13 protein-coding genes are annotated in these 18,421 nt (G+C 68.8%); 8 read left to right on the forward strand and 5 right to left on the reverse strand.

Annotated features, from left to right (window positions below):
* Position 1: 1 nt before the first annotated feature.
* From H074_RS27770 to H074_RS27780, 3 genes are read left to right on the forward strand one after another with little or no spacing between them, the layout of a single operon-like run.
* Positions 2–772 (forward strand): ABC transporter permease, encoded by a 771-nt coding sequence (locus tag H074_RS27770; protein WP_007033398.1) that lies wholly within the window; start codon positions 2–4, stop codon positions 770–772.
* The gene (locus H074_RS27775; RefSeq protein WP_007033399.1) at positions 769–1,602 is read left to right on the forward strand and encodes an ABC transporter permease; all 834 of its coding nucleotides are present in this window, start codon (positions 769–771) and stop codon (positions 1,600–1,602) included. Before H074_RS27770 ends, H074_RS27775 begins: the two co-directional genes overlap by 4 nt.
* Before the next feature lie 19 nt (positions 1,603–1,621).
* Positions 1,622–2,485, forward strand: a complete 864-nt coding sequence (locus H074_RS27780) for an ABC transporter ATP-binding protein (protein ID WP_039923539.1) — start codon at positions 1,622–1,624, stop codon at positions 2,483–2,485.
* Positions 2,486–3,472: 987 nt separating this feature from the next.
* Here the strand turns inward: H074_RS27780 and mdlC are convergent.
* The 3 genes from mdlC to H074_RS27795 all read right to left on the reverse strand — a co-directional run bounded on the left by mdlC (position 3,473) and on the right by H074_RS27795 (position 8,607).
* A complete protein-coding gene (mdlC, locus tag H074_RS27785) occupies positions 3,473–5,056 on the reverse strand; it encodes a benzoylformate decarboxylase (protein ID WP_007033401.1) in 1,584 nt (527 codons plus the stop codon).
* A gap of 172 nt (positions 5,057–5,228) precedes the next feature.
* Positions 5,229–5,906: a copper homeostasis protein CutC gene (locus tag H074_RS27790; RefSeq protein WP_007033402.1), complete on the reverse strand. Its 678-nt coding sequence runs from the start codon at positions 5,904–5,906 to the stop codon at positions 5,229–5,231.
* Positions 5,907–5,922: 16 nt separating this feature from the next.
* Complete coding sequence (locus tag H074_RS27795) at positions 5,923–8,607, reverse strand: sensor histidine kinase (RefSeq protein ID WP_007033403.1); 2,685 nt, start codon at positions 8,605–8,607, stop codon at positions 5,923–5,925.
* 191 nt (positions 8,608–8,798) lie between these two features.
* Between H074_RS27795 and H074_RS27800 the strand changes: the two genes are divergently transcribed.
* Positions 8,799–9,758, forward strand: coding sequence for an ABC transporter substrate-binding protein (locus H074_RS27800; protein WP_007033404.1), 960 nt, complete (start codon positions 8,799–8,801; stop codon positions 9,756–9,758).
* Here the strand turns inward: H074_RS27800 and H074_RS27805 are convergent.
* Positions 9,755–10,387: an LppU/SCO3897 family protein gene (locus H074_RS27805; RefSeq protein WP_007033405.1), complete on the reverse strand. Its 633-nt coding sequence runs from the start codon at positions 10,385–10,387 to the stop codon at positions 9,755–9,757. The two genes, H074_RS27800 and H074_RS27805, sit on opposite strands and share 4 nt — an antisense overlap.
* Before the next feature lie 85 nt (positions 10,388–10,472).
* Here H074_RS27805 and H074_RS27810 point away from each other — a divergent pair, with 85 nt between their 5' ends.
* From H074_RS27810 to H074_RS27820, 3 genes are all read left to right on the forward strand, one after another.
* Positions 10,473–12,119 (forward strand): DNA repair helicase XPB, encoded by a 1,647-nt coding sequence (locus H074_RS27810; protein ID WP_007033406.1) that lies wholly within the window; start codon positions 10,473–10,475, stop codon positions 12,117–12,119.
* 682 nt (positions 12,120–12,801) lie between these two features.
* A complete protein-coding gene (locus H074_RS27815; RefSeq protein ID WP_039923567.1) occupies positions 12,802–13,557 on the forward strand; it encodes a DUF4253 domain-containing protein in 756 nt (251 codons plus the stop codon).
* A gap of 52 nt (positions 13,558–13,609) precedes the next feature.
* Entirely contained in the window at positions 13,610–14,425 is an 816-nt protein-coding gene (locus tag H074_RS27820; protein ID WP_007033408.1) for a DUF72 domain-containing protein, read from the forward strand.
* Positions 14,426–14,539: 114 nt separating this feature from the next.
* On the opposite strand, the gene H074_RS27825 is transcribed toward H074_RS27820, so the two are convergent.
* Positions 14,540–17,353, reverse strand: a complete 2,814-nt coding sequence (locus tag H074_RS27825) for an AfsR/SARP family transcriptional regulator (RefSeq protein ID WP_476692307.1) — start codon at positions 17,351–17,353, stop codon at positions 14,540–14,542.
* Between the two features lie 66 nt (positions 17,354–17,419).
* On the opposite strand from H074_RS27825, the gene H074_RS27830 reads away from it, so the two are divergent.
* Positions 17,420–18,358 carry an o-succinylbenzoate synthase gene (locus H074_RS27830; protein WP_007033410.1) on the forward strand — a complete coding sequence of 313 codons (939 nt, stop codon included), beginning with the start codon at positions 17,420–17,422 and terminating at the stop codon, positions 18,356–18,358.
* Positions 18,359–18,421: the final 63 nt, after the last annotated feature.

The following is an 18,421-nucleotide window of genomic DNA, read 5'->3' on the forward strand; positions in this document are numbered from 1 at the left end:
GGTGCCACGACTTCTCCGTGCCCTGGCCGGTCTGGCCGGTTTCTTCCTCGTCTGGGAAGTGATCGTCCAGGCCGGCCTGGTCCGTAAAGAGTTCCTCCCCCCGCCGTCCGTCGTCCTCGTGACGATCTTCGAACAGTTCGGCGAGACCCAGTTCATCCGGGACCTGATCGCCACGTTCCTCGCGTGGGCGATCGCCCTGCTGATCGCGGTCGCCATCGCCGTGCCCGCCGGTCTGCTGCTGGGCAGCATCCCCGGCCTGCGCACCGCGACCGCGGTGGTCATCGAGTTCCTGCGGCCGATCCCCGCCGTCGCGCTGATCCCGCTGGTGCTCCTGCTGATCGGTGGCGGACCCGAGGCGAAGATCACGCTGGCCGTGTACGCGTCGTTGTGGCCCATCATGTTCAACACGATCTACGCGCTCGGCGAGATCGACCCCGTCTTGCTGGAGACCGCGAAGGCTTGCGGCACAAGCAAGTTCCGGACGCTGACGTCGGTGGCGCTGCCGCACACCGCGCCGTTCGTGTTCACCGGGGTCCGGCTGTCCGCCAACATCGCGCTGATCGCCGTGGTCAGCACCGAGTTCCTCGCCGGGGCCAAACTCGGCATCGGCAACTTCATCATGCAGGCCAGCACCGGTTCCACCAGGTTCGACCTCGTGCTCGCCGGCACCGTGGTGGTCGGCGCGCTCGGCTTCCTCATCAACGGCGGGCTCGAGATGATCGGCAGGCGGGCCTTCCGCTGGAGCACGGTCGACCGGGAGGCGGTCTCGTGACGACCCTCACGCTGACCAGCCGCGTCGGCAGGCGCGTGGGCCGGGGTATCGGCATCCTGGTCCGCAACTGGCTGCTGTTCTTCGCCCTGCTCGGGATCTGGGAGCTCGCGACCCGGCTCGCGGAGAGCCCCTTCTTCCCGCCGCCGACCGAAATCGTGACCACCTCGGTGAAACTGTGGTTCACCGGTCCGGCCTCACAGCTGTTCCTGACCGACACCGTGTTCGACAACGTCCTGCCGAGTCTCGGCCGGACGCTCGGCGGCTGGCTGCTCGCCGGTGCCTTCGGCGTCGCGCTGGGTGTCCTGCTGGGCCGGTCGAAGACCGGGATGGACTACGTCGGACCGCTTTTCGCGTTCTTCCGCTCGGTCCCGCCGCCCGCGCTGATCCCGGTGTTCATCGTCCTCTTCGGACTCGGGCCCGGCATGCAGACCGGGTCGATCATCTTCGGCGCGATCTGGCCGGTGCTGCTCAACACCGTGGACGGTGTCCGGTCGGTGGACCAGGTGAAGATCGACACCGCGAAGTCGTTCCGGACTCCCCGGTCGTACTGGGTGCGCTCGATCGTGCTACCCGCGGCCGGGCCGAAGATCTTCGCGGGCCTGCGGCTGAGCCTGTCCATCTCCCTGCTGCTGATGGTGATCTCGGAACTGGTCGGCTCCTACAACGGCATCGGCCGGTCCCTGATGGACGCCCAGCAGGCGTTCGACTTCCCGCTCATGTGGTCGTGGCTGGTCCTGCTCGGACTCCTCGGCTTCGGGTTCAACGCGGCCTTCCTCGCGGTGGAGCAGAGAGTGCTTCGCTGGCAGCCCACCCGCAACGGCCGTATCTAGCTTTCGAAGGGTCAGCAAGATGTCAACCATGCTCGAAGTCTCCGGGCTGAATCACCGGTACGGCGCGGGAGAAAAGGCGCACGTCGCGGTCAACGACCTGTCGTTCACCGTGGAAGCGGGACAGCTCGCGAGCATCGTCGGCCCGTCCGGCTGCGGCAAGTCGACGCTCCTGCGCTGCATCGCCGGGCTGATCAAGCCGACGTCCGGCCGCGTCAGCCTGCACGGCGACGACGTCTCCGGCGTGCCGGAGGATCTGGCCGTGGTGTTCCAGGACTACAGCCGTTCGCTGTTCCCCTGGCTCTCGGTCGCGAAGAACGTCGAGTTCCCGCTGCGGTGGCGCGACTTGAGCCGTTCCGAGCGCCGGACGCGGGCGCAGGAGGCGCTGGAGTCGGTCGGCCTGTCCGGGGTCGGGTCGAAGTTCCCGTGGCAGCTCTCCGGCGGCATGCAGCAGCGTGTGTCGATCGCGCGGGCGCTGGCCAGCCGGCCCGCCTTGCTGCTGATGGACGAGCCGTTCGCGTCGGTCGACGCGCAGACGCGGTTCGAACTCGAGGACCTGACCCGGCGCGTGCAGCGCGAGAACGGGAGCACGGTTCTCGTCGTCACGCACGACATCGACGAGAGCGTCTACCTGTCGGATCGCGTGCTGGTGCTGTCGAAGTCGCCCGCGAAGATCGTGGCGGACCTGCCGGTCGGGCTGCCCGCGGAGCGGGACCAGATCACCACGCGCGAGTCCGCGGAGTTCGTGACGCTGCGCGGTGAGGTGGCGCGGCTGCTGCACGGTGGCACTCCCGAGGCGGCCGCCGCGGCTTCCGACGCGGCCGAGTACGAACTCGCGCAGCAGGATGCTTCGGCCGCAGAGGCGGAATCCCGCTCCCGAAACTGAAGACTCCGCACGCGCAGCAAAAGTTTGCCCGAATCTGCAGGTAAGCAGATTCGGGCAAACTTTTATGCTACATAGATTTTGCAACCGGACGCGACAACACTCTATATGCTATCAAGCATCCCACTAAGGACAGGGCCGCTATTCACAGCCGATAGAGTCCGAGTTCACCCATCCGGCAGCCCCATTCCAAACAGCTTTTTGGTAGTACTGGTTTCCAACCCACTGCCCACCACCAGGCATCCACAGTTGAGTACCTTGCACCAGAGTGGCGATCGCACCCGAACCTGGCGACCGCCAAAAGACTCCATATGCCCCTAGAATGTAGCACCATCCACCGTCGAGCGAATGCTTCACCGCAGCACGCGCAACGCTACTGCTCGCCGAATTCCCTTGAACAACAGAGGCACTCGCAGCCTGGTTAGCCGAAAGGACAAAAGCAGGAACAGCCATGAGAGCAAACGCAGTCTGCGCAAGCCGCCTTTTGGAAGTCAAAGATAGTCCCCTCATAAGACCTTGTGGTCGCAACCATTTGATCTTGCACCTGAAGCGTACGGCGAGAGATCAGACCATGTCCATGAACGGGAAGTTATTCACTCCCTTGGAGCAGCTAGCACTCAACTGATGCCGCTGCACACCACCAGAAAAGGGCGACTTTGCAAGCAACCCCGAATTCCGCCACGCCCAAGTAGAGGCCGGCGACGAATACCCTGACTGCAACCGATGCTACGACGATATACGTTGCGAAAGTCGACTGCTTCCACGCATTCAGGCGAAGCGCCCTACGCATTCTTATCGAATTGGCGGATCACCCCATCGAGCGCACGACATTCGCGACCTGCCCATGCAATCGCGCAAGTACGACGTCACGCACCGTGGCATCACAGACGCATACAGCTTCGAAGGTCTCCTTTGTTGCGCCTAGCGCAACAAAGGACTCTTTGAGGGACTCTGTGTCCCTCAAAGAGTCCTTCATGTACGTCCAGGGCTTCAGTACAGCGTGCGCGGGTTCGGGTCGATCTTGACGTGCACCAGATGCGGCCGCTCGTCCGGCAGCGCGGCCTCCAGCGTCGGCTTGAGGTCCTCGGCCTTCTCGACGACGGACGTCCGCAGGCCCAGGCTCTTCGCCAGCGCGGGGAAATCGATGCCGCCGAGGTCGACGCCCGGCACCTTCTCGCCGCCCGCCGCCTCGCCGAGGATGCGCACGGCGGCGTACTGCGAGTTGTCGAAGATCACGAACGTCATCGGCAGGTTGTGCTGCGCCGCCGTCCACAGTGCCTGGACGCAGTACATGCTCGACCCGTCGCCGAGGATCGCGACGACCTTGCGGTCCGGGCGGGCCAGCGCGGCGCCGACGGCGGCGGGGAGACCGTAGCCGAGGGTGCCGCTGGCGACGGTGAGGAAGCCGGTGTCGGTGGACTTGATCGGCAGGTGGTCGTGCAGTTCGTTGCGGTGGCTCGGCGTCTCTTCGACGACGATCGCGTTGTCCGGCAGCACTTCCGAGATCACGGAGTAGGCGTAGCCGGGCGTGATCGGCGTGACCGCGGCGGGCTTTTCCAGCCGCGTGCGGGGTTTCGGCGCTTCCCGCGGCGCGACGCGGTCCAGCAGCGCGCGGATCGTGAGCTTCGGCGTCGCGCGGATCCCGGTGCCTTCCGCAGCCCTGGCGAGGATCTGTTCATCGTCGCTGACCAGGAACAGCGGCGGCAGCGCGGTTTCCGACTCGCCTCGGTACACGTGGTAGGTGAACGCCGGGGCGCCGATGACGACCACGAGATCGTGCTCGGTCAGTGCGCTCGCGAGCGCTTTCCGTTCCGGCTGCAGGAATCCGAAGAACTGCGGGTGGTCCTCGGGGAAGGAGCAGCGCGCCCCCATCGGCGGCGCCCAGACCCCGGCGCCCACCTTCTCGGCCAGCTCGACGACGTCCGGCACGGCGCCTTCGGCGTCGATACCGGGGCCGACCACGATCGCCGGACGTTCGGCGGCGTCCAATGCCGACACCAGTTCGTCCAAAGCGGACGGATCGGGTGCGAAGCCGCGGATCGGCGGCCGGGACACGATCGGCTTCGTGGTCTCGACGTCCCAGTCGTCCACCGGCACCGAGACGAACACCGGACCCATGGGCGCCTGCGTCGCGATGTGGTACGCCCGCGCCAGCGCCGCCGGGACGTCCTCGGCCCTGGCGGGCTCGCAGCTCCACTTCACGTACGGCTTGGGGAAGTTCGCCGCCTCGACGGCGCCGAGGAACGGATCGTCGGGCAGCAGTGACCTGGTCTGCTGGCCCGCGAGGATGATCAGCGGGGCGTTATTGCGATACGCGGTGAAAATGTGCCCGAGCGCGTGGCCGACCCCGCCGGCGGAATGCAGGTTCACCAGCGCCGCCCGCCGCGTCGCGCGGGCGTACCCGTCGGCCATCGCGACGACGGACGCCTCGTGGAGCGCGAGCACGTAGGTGAAGTCGTCGGGCCATTCCGTGAGGAAGGCGATCTCGGTCGTGCCGGGATTGCCGAAAACGGTGGTCAGGCCCAGATCGCGCAGCAGTTCCCTGGTCGCGTCACGTACGGTGCGGGTAGCCATGGCCACACGCTATCTGGTCGGTACCGGATAGTTGAAGATGCAACCTCGTATCACCGTGTGTGGTCTGGACCTGACCCGGTGCATCCGGGCACCCCGCATTTCGTCCTCTGAATGCGGTAGTTGCACGCGCAAGGAACGCCCTGCTACTCGGGCCTGACCCGTTGCTTACGGCTTATTCCTTGACCAGGGCGGCCCACTCGCGAACGGCGGCGACGTCCACATCGGACTCCCAGCCACCCGGCCGGACCGCGCTGCCGACGTGGAACGCACCGACCCCGCCCGCCCGCAGCAGGTGCACCTGCTGCGCCCGCAGGCCGCCGCCGACCAGCAGCCGGGGCCCGTCCGACCGGCGGGCGAGCCGCTGCAGGACCGAAAGCCCGTGCGCCACACCGTGCGGATGCCCGGCCGCGAGCACCGTGTCGCAGCCGAGCGCGGTCAGCTGGTCGTAGGCCCGCAACGGGTCCCGCGCGCGGTCGATGGCCCGGTGGAAGGTCCACGGCAGCCCGTCGAGTTCCTTGACCAGCGTCTCGCAGGCGTCGACGTCGATTTCGCTTTCCAGGTCCAGGAAACCGAAGACGAACTCCCGCGCACCCGCTTCGATCAGGCGCGCCGCGTCCGCGCGCAACCCGTCGAGGTCACCGGCGGCGAAGGACATGTTGTCGCGCAGCATGACCCGCACCGGGAGATCGGTGGCGGCGAGCACGTCGCGCAGCGTCTCGACCGACGGCGTGAGACCGTCGCTGGCCATGTCGCTGACCAGTTCGAGGCGATCGGCCCCGCCCTCCTGCGCACGCTCCGCGTCCACCGCGGTCAGCGCGATCACTTCCAGCAGGCCGGTGTTCGAACTCATGGACCTTCCAATTCGCTTATGCCGAGGGGTTGTCGTCACCCCTGGCGTGGCGACCGCGCCGGAATCCGCCTTGCAGGCTGGTCATCCGTTCGCGGACCGCTTCGGGGGAAAGTGAGAGTATCGGCCTCTCCCCTCGCGGCTTCTCCGGCCTGTCGTCCTGCGACCGGGCCTCGGGAACGACGGCGGGCAGCACCGGCCAGGTCTCCTCCGCGCCGTCCTCCTGTTCCAGTTCGGCGGGCGTCGGCCAAGCGGGCTCGGGTTCCGGCGCCTTTTCCTTCGGTTCCAGCGGCTTCAGTGTCGGTTCGGTCGGCTCGTCCGGATCCTGTACCGACTCCTCCGGATCCTCGCTCACGGCACTCTTCACCGGTTCGAACGAGGGCAAGGAAGGCGGGCCGGGTTCGGCGGGCGAAGGCCCTTCGCGCGGCCCCCCGTGGTCGAACCACTGCGAAAGCACGCTCTGGTACTTGGGCATCCGCTCGGTCGGCGAATCCAGCTCGAGATGGCTGGCGCCGTCGTCGTCCGACGACGGCCACTCCGGCGGGGTCTCGCGCTCGACGACGGGAGCGCGCCGCAGCGGCCCGGGGTCCAGCACGGGCGCGAACCGCGACTCCTCGGCGCTCTCCTCCGGTTCGGGCAGCGGCGGGACTTCCAGCGGCGGCTCGGGTTCGGGCTCCGGGACGACGACGGTGGCGGGCACGGATTCCGGCATCGGGGCGGGCCGGGGCGCTTCGACGATGAGTTCGGCGGGCACGACGACCACCGCGGTGATCCCGCCGCCGTCGGCGGACCGCAGGCGGACGTCGATGTGGTGCCGGACGGCCAGCGTCGCGACCACGAACAGGCCCATCCGCCGGGAGACCTCCACGTCGACCTCCGGCGGGTTCGCCAGCCGCGTGTTGGTCCGGTCGATCTCCGCCTGCGGCATCCCCGCGCCGTGGTCGGTGATCTCGATCTGCCATTCGCCACGATCGGTCTCGTGTCCCTCGACCTGCACCATCGTGCTCTGATCGGAATAGCGGGTCGCGTTCTCCAGCAACTCGGAGACCACGTGCACGAGATCGTTGACGGCCTCGCCGCGCACCGCGATCCGCGGCGCCGCACCGATTTCGATCCGCTGGTAGTGCTCGACCTCGGAGAGCGCGGCGCCGATGATCTCGTCGGCGACCACGGCGCCGCCGTCCTCGCGGACGACGTCGGTTCCGGAGAGCACCAGCAGGTTCTCGCTGTTGCGCCGCATCCGTGTCGCGAGGTGGTCGAGTTCGAAGAGCCCGGCGAGGGTGTCGGGATCCTGTTCGTCGGCTTCCATGCGGTCCAGCACGGAAAGCTGCCGTTCGACGAGATCCTGGCTCCGCTGCGACAGGTTCACGAACATCGCGTTGATGTTCTCCCGCAGCATGGCCTGTTCCCCGGCGAGCCGGACGGCCTCGCCGTGCACCGCGTCGAACGCGCGCGCCACCTGGCCGAGTTCCTCACGGCTGAACACCGGGACCGGCGCGACGGCCAGCCGCCGCCGCAGGTTCTCCGGCTGCGGTTCGGGATCGCTGAGCAGGCCCTCGACGGCCGCCGGGAGCTGGTGTTCGGCGACCTGGAGCGCGCTGCGGCGCAGGATCCGCAGCGGCCGCAACAGCGAACGCGCGATGATCACCGAAAGCACACCGGCGACGACCAGTACGGCGAGCACGATGCCGCCGTCCCAGATCGCGGACGTCCTCGCCTGTGCCGCGAGGGCGTCGGTGCGTTCCTGGAGCTGGACGAGCAGCGCCTGCTGCACCTGGTGGGCCAGATTGACCGTGTAGGTGGCCGAAGTGTCCCACTGGTTCGGGTCCAGCCCGCCGAGCCCCTGGTCGTTCTCGGCGCGGATGAGCGCCGATTCCACCATGTCGTTGCCGATGTCGACGATCAGGCCGATGACCGTGTCGTCGTACATCCGCTGCTGTTCGGGGGTCGCGAAGGTGCGGTAGTCGTTGCGGGCGGCGGCGAGTTCGGCCTCCGCGCCGAGCAGCGCGCGGGTCCTGTCCCGGTTGAGGCCGCCCTGGGCGAGCGCGGCCGCCATGATCGCGCGCTTGACCGACATCTGGTCCTTGACCCGCGCGAGCGCGTTGCCCGCGAGGCGGAGCTTCCCCAGATCCGGGTCGGAGACGTCGGCGGCGGTGGAGTCGCTGATGTCGAGCAGGCCGGAGATCAGTTCGCTGTAGGAACGCAGCACCGCGTCGGCGGGAAAAGCGGAGTGTTCCGCGGAAAAGCGGAGTCCGGTCAGCACGCGCAGGCGATCGCTGGTCTGCTGCAGGCTGGTCGCGGCCTTGCCGCCGAGCCTGCTCTTGCTCTCGCCGAGCGTGCGTTCGAACGTACCGATGGCCTCGTCGACGCGCTTGCGTTGTTCGGTCAGCTCGGAAAGGTCGCCCTTGCGGTCGCCCGCGACGAACCGGACGGTGAGGTCGCGTTCGCGCTGAAGCTGGTGCACGGCCTCGGCGACGGTGCTGTCGACCCGGCCGCGGGTGGCGAATTCGGCCAGCTGCCGGGCATCCCGCAGATCCGAGTCGACCCGGAGCCCGACGAGGGCGACCACCGCGAGCGCGGGAATCAGGAGTACCACGAAGAGTTTGGTACGCAGGTGCCAGTTCCGCAGCCGCCAGCGTCCGCCGACACGAGGATGCCGTTCCGCCGCGTCGCCCCCACGGGGACGGTTGTCGCGACGGGCCACCTGGTTTCCTTTTCCCACCACGGGACCCTTTCCCATGGCTGACATCGGGGACGAGAGCCCGAACCTACTGTAGAGTAACAAGGTTCGAGAACGATCGAAAGCCGCGCAATCCGGCGTCTCCCGCACGCGATCGTATGGGGCCCGGACCATACGATCCAGAAGGAGGAGCACATTCTCTCGGTAGGTAGGCGGTGACGAAGATGCGCGTCTTGGCGATTCCGCTGGTAGCGACGCTGCTGGCGGCCGCCGGTTGCGGAGTGTTTTCGAATGGTGACGCAAGCACCGACGCGCCACTCGAACGGACGGAACTGCGCGTCGGCGTCGGAAGCCCCATCGACACCGCGCCGTTGAGGGTCGCCGTCGCCGACGGGAAGTTCACCGCGGCCGGCCTTTCCGTGACCCTCGTCGACGTCCCCGCCGACCAGGCGATCGCCAAGCTCTCTTCGGGAGAGGTCGACCTCGCGTTCGCCAGCGACGTCTCGATCTTCCGCGCCACCGCGGCCGGGACGGCGCTGCAGTTGCAGGGCGAGGCCTACACCGCCGGCCGCAACACCATGGCGCTCGTCACACTCCCCGGCTCCGACTACACCGAGCCGACGCTCAAGAAGTCACCGAAGATCGCGGTGAACATGCTCGACGACGTCGGCGTGCTCGCGGCCCGATCGGTACTCGGGACCGCGGGCGTCGACGTGGACCGGATCCAGTTCAAGCAGAACCCGTTCGACCGGATGCCGCAGGCACTGCAGGCGGGCGAGGTCGACGCCGCGTGGATGGTCGAGCCGTACATCACCAGGGCCGAGAAGGAATTGGGGGCCGGCATCCTCGCCGACGGAGCCCGCGGCGCGACCTTGGACTTCCCGGTGTCGTCCTACGTCTCGACCGGGGCCTTCGGCCAGGGAAACGCCCGCACCCTCGCGGTCTTCCGGAAGGTGCTCGGCGAGGCGCAGGTGCGGGCGGCCGACCCGGCCGTCGTCCGCGACGCGCTGCCGTCGTTCTCCGACATCGACCGGACCACGGCGTCGCTGATCTCGCTCGGGACCTACCCGGTCTCCCTCAACGGCATCCGGCTGCAGCGCGTCGCCGATCTGATGCACAACTCGGGCATGCTCGGCGCCCGGCTCGACGTCCAGTCGATGGTGCCGCGCCCCTAGATGTTCTCCCCGGTCGGCCGCAGGCACACGGTGCGCACGGGCGGCCCGGTGTAGCGCAGCTCGGTGTCCTCCGACATGCAGACGGCCGACGAGCCCCTCAGCACAGTCGCTCGCACCTCCGCGCTGATGTCGGTGCAGCGGACCTTCGCGATCCGCGTCTCGTGCACGACGTCACGCAGGCAGTCCCCGGTCTCGACGTTCAGCGCGAGACAGAGCGTCTTCTGAGCCGTCCGGCCGGAAGAACTCCCGTACAGCTCGAACTGGATGTAGTCCGGATCGCGGCAGTCGGACGAACCCGTCCGGACCTCGTCGATGCGGAAGGTCGCGCGGGCCGAACTGCAGCTGGCCGTCGTGTAGCTCTGGTTGCCGCCCGCCTCGTCGGTCAGGTACAGGCACTTCCCCGCCTCGACCGTGGCGAACTTGCCCGACTGCGAGATTCCCCAGGCGACCAGGCTCCCCAGGCCCAGCGCGACGACGACGCCCAGCACGATCGAAGCCTTGGCCAGCACGCTCAGCGGCGCGGGCTTCGGGAACGGCGTCGGCGGCACCGCCTCAGGCATCGACGGCAGCGGCGCGGACGCGTTGAACGGGTCGTACTCGGGCGTCCCGCCGGTCGGTGTAGTCGTCAAGGTCCCCTCCAGTCACCTTCCGCACATCCTTCCACCAGCGGTGCCGCGACGGGAGCCGGTGTGGCCGGAACGTATAAAGGAGGATGTGACCGATGGCCCGCTGATCGTCCAGTCCGACAAGACCGTCCTGCTCGAGGTCGACAACAGCCAGGCCGACGACGCGCGGATCGCCATCGCGCCGTTCGCCGAACTGGAACGCGCGCCCGAGCATGTCCACACCTACCGGATCACGCCGCTGGCGTTGTGGAACGCCCGCGCGGCCGGCCACGACGCCGAACAGGTCGTCGACGCGCTGACGACGTACTCGCGGTTCCCCGTGCCCCAGCCGCTGCTCATCGACATCGTGGACACGATGGGCAGGTTCGGGCGGCTGCAGATCGCCAACCACCCGGCGCACGGCCTGGTCATGTCGACCATCGACCGCGCGGTGCTGGAGGAGATCCTCCGGCACAAGAAGATCAGCCCGATGCTGGGCGCGCGCATCGACGAGGACACCGTCGTCGTGCACCCGTCCGAACGCGGACGGCTCAAGCAGGCGCTGCTGAAGGTCGGCTGGCCCGCGGAGGACCTCGCCGGTTACGTCGACGGCGAGGCGCACCCGATCGACCTGGCCGAGGACGACTGGGAGCTGCGCGACTACCAGCGCAAGGCCGCCGAGGCGTTCTGGGCGGGCGGTTCCGGCGTCGTCGTACTGCCGTGCGGAGCGGGCAAGACGCTGGTCGGCGCCGCGGCCATGGCACACGCGAAGGCGACCACGCTGATCCTGGTGACGAACACCGTCGCCGGACGGCAGTGGAAGCGGGAACTGGTCGCGCGGACCTCGCTCACCGAGGAGGAGATCGGCGAATACTCCGGGGAGAAGAAGGAGATCCGGCCGGTCACCATCGCGACGTACCAGGTCGTCACGCGCAAGACCAAGGGCGAGTACAAACATCTGGACCTGTTCGATTCGCGGGACTGGGGCCTGGTGGTCTACGACGAGGTCCACCTGCTGCCCGCGCCGGTGTTCCGGATGACCGCGGACCTGCAGTCGCGGCGGCGGCTCGGGCTGACCGCGACCCTGGTGCGCGAGGACGGGCGCGAGGGCGACGTGTTCTCCCTGATCGGCCCGAAGCGGTACGACGTCCCGTGGCGCGACATCGAGGCGCAGGGCTGGATCGCGCCGGCGGAATGCACCGAGGTCCGGGTGACGCTGACGGACGCCGAGAGGCTCGCGTACGCGACCGCCGAGGCCGAGGAGCGGTACAAACTGGCGGCGACCGCGGACACCAAGACCAAGGTGATCAAATCGCTGGTCGACCGGCATCCCGGCGAGCCGACGCTGGTCATCGGGGCCTACCTCGACCAGCTGGAGTTGATCGGCGACGAACTCGACGCGCCGGTGATCCAGGGCGCGACGCGGAACAAGGAACGCGAGGAACTGTTCGACGCGTTCCGGCGTGGTGAGATCAGGACGCTGGTCGTTTCGAAGGTCGCGAACTTCTCGATCGACCTGCCGGAGGCGTCGGTGGCGATCCAGATCTCCGGGACGTTCGGCTCGCGGCAGGAAGAGGCGCAGCGGCTCGGACGGCTGCTGCGGCCCAAGGGCGACGGGCGGCAGGCGCATTTCTACTCGGTCGTCTCGCGGGACACCGTCGACACGGAGTACGCGGCGCACCGGCAGCGGTTCCTGGCCGAACAGGGGTACGCGTACCGGATCGTGGACGCCGACGACCTGCTGCGCCCGATGTAGGCGCCCGCGTCTTCCTGTACCCAGGCTGAGCGGTCCGTGATGGTGCTCGCGAGTGGTAAGTGGTGTTCTAAAGGGGTAAGGCAAAGGTGGCTTCGTGGTGAGGTGGCGGCGGGAGCGGGCTCGCCACAGCGACCTGGCGCATTCTTGACTGTCCACAAGAGACACCGATCCTGATCAAAGTGCCCGATTTGCGCACTTTGCGTGGCTTCATGCGGGGGTCGTGAGCGGCAAAGAGCGTTCTAACCCTCTTTAGCACTCACGACCGCCGGGCGGAAACGTGCATATGAGCATCTATCGGATATTTTGCCGCCGAGAAGTGTCCCGTGTGGACACTCGATGCACGGTCGGCCTCGTCGGCCAGCCCAGAACAGCGCGGCGAAGAACTCTCTGCCCACCTTGAGACCAGCGAAGAAGGCCTTCACGACACGAGACTCGGTCACGACACGTTTGCCTTACCCCTCGAATAACCCGAATCGCCACTCACGAGGCCCGCCACTCGCACCCCTTGAGCCACGCGCCCAGGCCCAGCGTCCACTATGGACGGTACTGCTGTGGTCGTTGTGACTTCAGGGACTCATGAGGCGGCCGTCACGAGATCCCGCAAACGGGGTATCGAAAACTGTCGGTGCTTCGAACTAGTGTTCGGGTAGAGTTGACCGAACACCAGTTCGAGGGGAAGCCGATGACGATCGCACCGTTCCGACCGGGTACGCCGCCCGTCCAGACCTTGCCGCCCGGCCGGTGGCACGGCCGGATCTGGGTTTCGGATCTGCCCTTGGCCAAGCCGGAGCGCTACACCGGCTGCGTCGCCGAGTTCGACCGCTCCGGTCTGTGGCCGGTGCTGATCCCGCACGACCAGCGCTTCGCGGTCAACGGCGAGGACTGGATCGACGACCGCGGCAGGCTCGCCCCCGCCGACCACCGGATCTCCTCGGTGGACCCGGCCGAGGTGCTGGCCCGCTGGTGGGACACGTCGTGCTGCGACGGCGCTTGCCTGCGCCCGTTCGGCGCGAAGTTCCCCGGCCTCGCCCGCCGCCCCTCGCGCCGGGCGGATCCGCTGGCCGAGGCGGGCAACACCGGATCGATCCTGGCCGCGCGCGGGCAGCACCGGCTGGCACTGGTGCAGACCGAGCGGCCCGCCGACATCCCGGCGATCCTCGGCTGGACGGGCATGATCAAGGCGACCGATCAGGTCCACGAGCTGTCCGCGGTCCTGCGTAGCTGGGAAGACCGCTTCGGCGCGACGCTCACGGTGCTGGGCTTCGATTCGCTGGAGTTGTCGGTGGCCGCGCCGCCGCGCACCCAGGGCCGCGCGCTCACAGTGGCCGCCGAGCACCGTTCGTTCTGCCTGCCCGCCTTCGCCGGTCAGCCGGGCAACCTGCGCGAGTTCGCCGCCGGCCTGGTCCAGACCCGGCGCTGGCGGTTCTCCTGGGCGTGAGCGGGCGTTTGCGCCGGCCGGAGAGGGGGAATCAGGGCGACACGGGAAGGTGGTGATCGACGTCGCGGAGCTGAGGATCGGCACTTCGGGCTGGCGCTATCCACCCTGGCGCGGGGACTTCTACCCCCGCGGCCTGGTGCAGCGGCGCGAGCTGGAATACCTGTCGTCCCGGATGAACTCGGCCGAGATCAACGGCTCGTTCTACTCGCTGCAGCGACCCGAGCGGTACCGGGCGTGGGCCGAGCAGACACCGGACGACTTCGTCTTCGCCGTCAAGGGCGGCCGCTTCATCACTCACCTGAAGCAACTGCGCGACGTCGAGACACCGCTGGCCAATTTCTTCGCGTCCGGGGTGCTCGCGCTCGGCCGCAAGCTGGGCCCGATCCTCTGGCAGCTGCCGCCGCGGCTGGCGTTCGACGCCGAGCGCGTCGATGCGTTCTTCAAGCTGTTGCCGCGCACCAGTCACGCCGCCGCCAAGCTCGCGCGCGAACACGACGACAAGCTGAAGGCCGAACCGCACACCGATCCGAAGCCTCGCCGGAAGCTCCGGCACGCGGTGGAAGTACGGCATCCGAGCTTCGCCGGGCCCGAAAGCCTCGAGCTGTTCCGGAAACACGGCATCGCGCTCGTGGTCGCCGACACCGCGGGCAAGTTCCCTTTCGTCGACGAGATGACGAGCGATGACTTCGCGTACGTCCGCTTGCACGGAGACAAGGAACTGTACGTCAGCGGGTACAGCGAGAAGGCCCTGAAAAAGTGGGCCCGGAAGATCAAGGGCTGGGGGCGCGACACGTATGTCTACTTCGACAACGACGTCAAGGTCGAGGCGCCGAAGAACGCGATCGCCCTCGCGAAACTGCTGGCGTGACCGCGCACGCTGCACAGTCAGCGCGCAGTGAGCGGTGTCCTGTTAGGTGACACGTGAGGTCACGGGCGTACTCGCGTGCTGCGACTGGGGGTCGGCACGCCGGTCGCCCGTGCCTCACTCAGCCTTGACCGTTTCGCCCACGAGCGAGGCCAGCTTCGTACGGACGTCCTCGGCGTCGGGATGCGAAAGCTCGGTCAGCACCCGGACCGAACGCAGCCAGCACTCCCGCGCCGACGAGGGATCACCGAGCCGCAGATGGATTCCGCCGAGCTGGGCCAGCACGTCGGCCGCCTCGTAGAGCTCGCCGTGGGCGAAGAACATCTCGACGGCGTGCCGCATGCAGGCGATGCCCTCGTCGCCACGGCCGAGTCCGACCAGGGCGGTGCCCTTGGTATGCAGGGTGAAGCGGGCTTCGTCGGGGAGCGCGTGCGCTTCCAGCGCCAAGGCCTGGTCGGCGAAGTCGAGCGCCTGCTCGAAGCGGCCCGCCTGGGTGCAGATGTCGCCGAGCGCCTGCAGCGCGCTGGCCTCCATGCCGGCGCCGACGTTGCTCTCCCGGATGAGCCGCAACGCGCGCGTCCCGTATTCCCAGCCCGTGCCGGGGTCCTGGCTGGCCAGCGTGAGGTTGTAGAGGGCCCGCGCCTCACCTTGCCGGTCGCCGACCTGCCGCTGCAGTTCGACGACCTGTTTCAGGTAGGCGATGCTGTCCTCGTATTGGCGGGCGACCCCACAGGCCACTCCGAGGCCACTGAGGATGGCGGCCTCGCCGGACCGGTCCCCCAGGTCGCGGGCGGCGCGAAGCGCCACGCCGAACACCGAACGCCAGTCCTCCAGCCGGGCCCGCACGATGAAGTACGACTGCAGCAGCCACGCCAGCTGCCAGCATTCCCGGTACCGCCGCTCCCGGTACGCGACGTTCACCGCGGCGATGAGGTTCCCCGCCTCCTCGTCGAACCAGTCGAGCGCCTGCTCGTAGTGCCCGAACTTCAGTCCGGCGCCGTCGAACCGCTCCGGCTCGACGAGCCGGTAGTGCCGGTCCGAACGCAACAGTCTCGACGCGTTCAGCGCGGACGCCAGAGACACGTGGAGCAGCCTGTCCAGCACGGCCGTCCGCGCCTCGGGCCCGTCGAGTTTCGCCGAGAGTTCGGCCGCGTACGCGCGGATCAGGTCGTGGAACTGGTACCGGCCGGGCCTGGACCGCGCGATCAGGTGCGCGGAAGCCAGTTTCGCCAGATCCTCGTGCGCCTCCGCGATGTCGACCCCGGCCACCGCAGCGGCCGCGGGCACGCTGAAGTCGCCGCCGGTGGGCAGTCCGAGCAGCCGCAGCATCCGTGCGGCCCGTTCGTCGAGTGCCCGGTACGAGTACGAGAAGACGGCCCGGATGTTCGTCTCGTCGCCGTCGGCGAGGTCGAACGAGCCCAGCCTGTCCTGTTCGGCTTCCAGCAGCCGGACGAACTCCCGCAACCCGAGGTCCGGGAACTGCGCCGCCCGCACCGCGAGGATCCGGATGGCCAGCGGCAGCCCGCCGCAGTACCGGACGAACCGTTCGGTGGCCTCGGGGTCCTCGGCGACCCGGTCCAGCCCGATCGTCGACGCGAGGAGGGCGATCGCGTCCTCGTCCGGCAGTTCCTCGAGTGCGACGCGCCGTGCGCCGTGGGTCGCCACGAGCGCCTGCAGCTGCCATCGGCTGGTCACCAGCACCAGGCAGCCGGGGCCGGGCAGCAGCGGCCGGATCTGCTCGGTGCTCCCCGCGTTGTCGAGCAGGATCAGCATCCGGCGTCCGGCGCTGTGGGTGCGCCAGGTGGCCGCGCGCCCGTCGACGTCGGCGGGGATCCGGTCGGCGGGGACGCCGACGGAGACGAGCATGGTTTCGAGCGCGGCGGCGGCTTCGACCGGCTCTCCGGGACCGTAGCCGCGCAGGTTGAGGTACACTTGTCCGCCGGGGAAGCGGTCGCCGACCTCGTGCGCGAAGTGGACGGCGAGCGTCGTCTTGCCGATGCCGCCCATCCCCTCGATCGACGCGATGGACGTCGACCGCTCGGTGTCCAGCGCTTCCGGGACGAGCCCGTGCAGCGCCTTGAGGTCGCGTTGGCGGCCGGAGAACACCCGGAGATCCGCCGGGAGCTGACGAGGGATCAGCGGTTCGGCGCCGAGGCGGTATCGCGTCAGCTCGGAGTCCAATGTGGTTTCGGCGGACTCCTCACCGGTCAGGATCGCCTGGTGCGCCCGCCGCAGCGACGCGCCGGGATCCAGGCCGAGTTCCTCGGCCAGCACCGCGCCGATCCGGCGGTAGACGTTCAGCGCCTCGGCCTGTCTGCCGGAGCGGTACAGCGCGATCATCAACTGCTCGTGCAGCCGCTCCCGGAGCGGGTTCTCGCGGCACAACCTGGTCAGCTCGGGGACGACGGCGGCGTGATCGCCGAGCGCGATGAGCGCGTCGGCCCACTGCTCGCGCACGCGCAGCCGCTCTTCGCCCAGCTGGTCGGCTTCGTCCCGGAGCAGCGCTTCGGAGTGGACGTTCTGCAGCGCCGGGCCGCGCCATTCGGACAGCGCGGCGGCGAACCGGTCCGCGGCCCCGCGCAGGTCGCCGTCCCGTGCGGCCTCCGCTCCGGCGGCGGCGAGTGAGCGGAAACGGGCGAGGTCGAGCAGGCTCTCGTCGAGTTCGAGCAGGTAGCCACCGCGTTCGGTGCGGATGGTGACCTCGTCGCCGAGCGCGCGGCGGACGCGCAGGATGTAGGTCTGCAGGGCTCCCTTGGAGCGCCGCCGGTCGTCCGGCCACAGCCAGCGGCCCAGTTCCTCGACCGGCACCACCGTGTTCGCGCGCAGCAACAGGCCCGCCAGCACGATGAGCGGCCTGCTGCCGCCCAAGGGCACCGGCAGCCCGTCCGCCGTGACCTCGGTGGGTCCCAGCACGCGAAAGTCGAGTGCCACGTCGCTCATTCTGTCCGGAACCGACGCGAACGGCACGCGATTCCCACGGTGGCATGATCGGTGCCGATGGACGTCTACGCGATTCCCCTGCACACGCGGTTCCGAGGCATCACGGTCCGTGAAGGACTGCTGGTCCGCGGTGAGGCGGGCTGGGGTGAATTCTGCCCGTTCTCCGACTACTCCGACTCCGAGAGCGCGCCGTGGCTCGCGTCCGCGCTGGAGGCGAGCGAGCGCGGGTGGCCGTCGCCGGTCCGGGAGAGCGTCGAGGTGAACGCGACCGTCCCGGTGGTGTCCCCGGAGCAGGCCTACGAACTCGTGTCCGCGTCGGGCTGTCGCACGGCGAAGGTGAAGGTCGCCGACCCGCGGGTGAGCCTGGCCGAGGACTGCGCCCGGGTGGAGGCGGTGCGGGCCGCGCTGGGTCCGCGGGGCGCGGTCCGGGTCGACGCGAACATGGCCTGGGACGTGGACACCGCGGTCAAGGCCATCGGTGAGCTGGATCGTGCGGCGGGCGGGCTCGAGTACGTCGAGCAGCCTTGCCCGTCGATCGGGGAACTGGCCGACGTCCGGCGCCGGGTCGGTGTCCGGATCGCCGCGGACGAATCGATCCGCCGGGCCGAAGACCCGCTCAAGGTGGCCGTGGCGGGGGCGGCCGACGTCGCCGTGCTGAAGGTCGCGCCGCTGGGCGGGGTCCGCCGCGCGCTGGAGGTCGCCGAAGCCTGCGGCCTGCCGTGCGTGGTGTCGTCCGCCGTCGAGACGAGCGTCGGGCTCGCCGCCGGGCTGGCGCTCGCGGGCGCACTGCCCACTTTGGACTTCGCCTGTGGCCTGGGCACGATGCCCTTGCTGACGGGGGACGTCTGCGCCGACTCACTGTCCCCTGTGGACGGACGCTTGCCGGTGCCGCTTCAGGCTCCCGCTCCCGATCTGTTCGCCGCTCACGCCGCCGCCCCGGACGTCCGGGCCGCTTGGGAAGACCGCTTCACCCGCGTCCGCGCACACCTCCCATGAGATGAAGGACGCTTTCATGGCGAATTTCGCCATGAAAGCGTCCTTCATCGCGCGCTGGCGAGC

This window comes from Amycolatopsis decaplanina DSM 44594, assembly GCF_000342005.1.
GTDB classification, from domain to species: Bacteria; Actinomycetota; Actinomycetes; order Mycobacteriales; family Pseudonocardiaceae; genus Amycolatopsis; species Amycolatopsis decaplanina.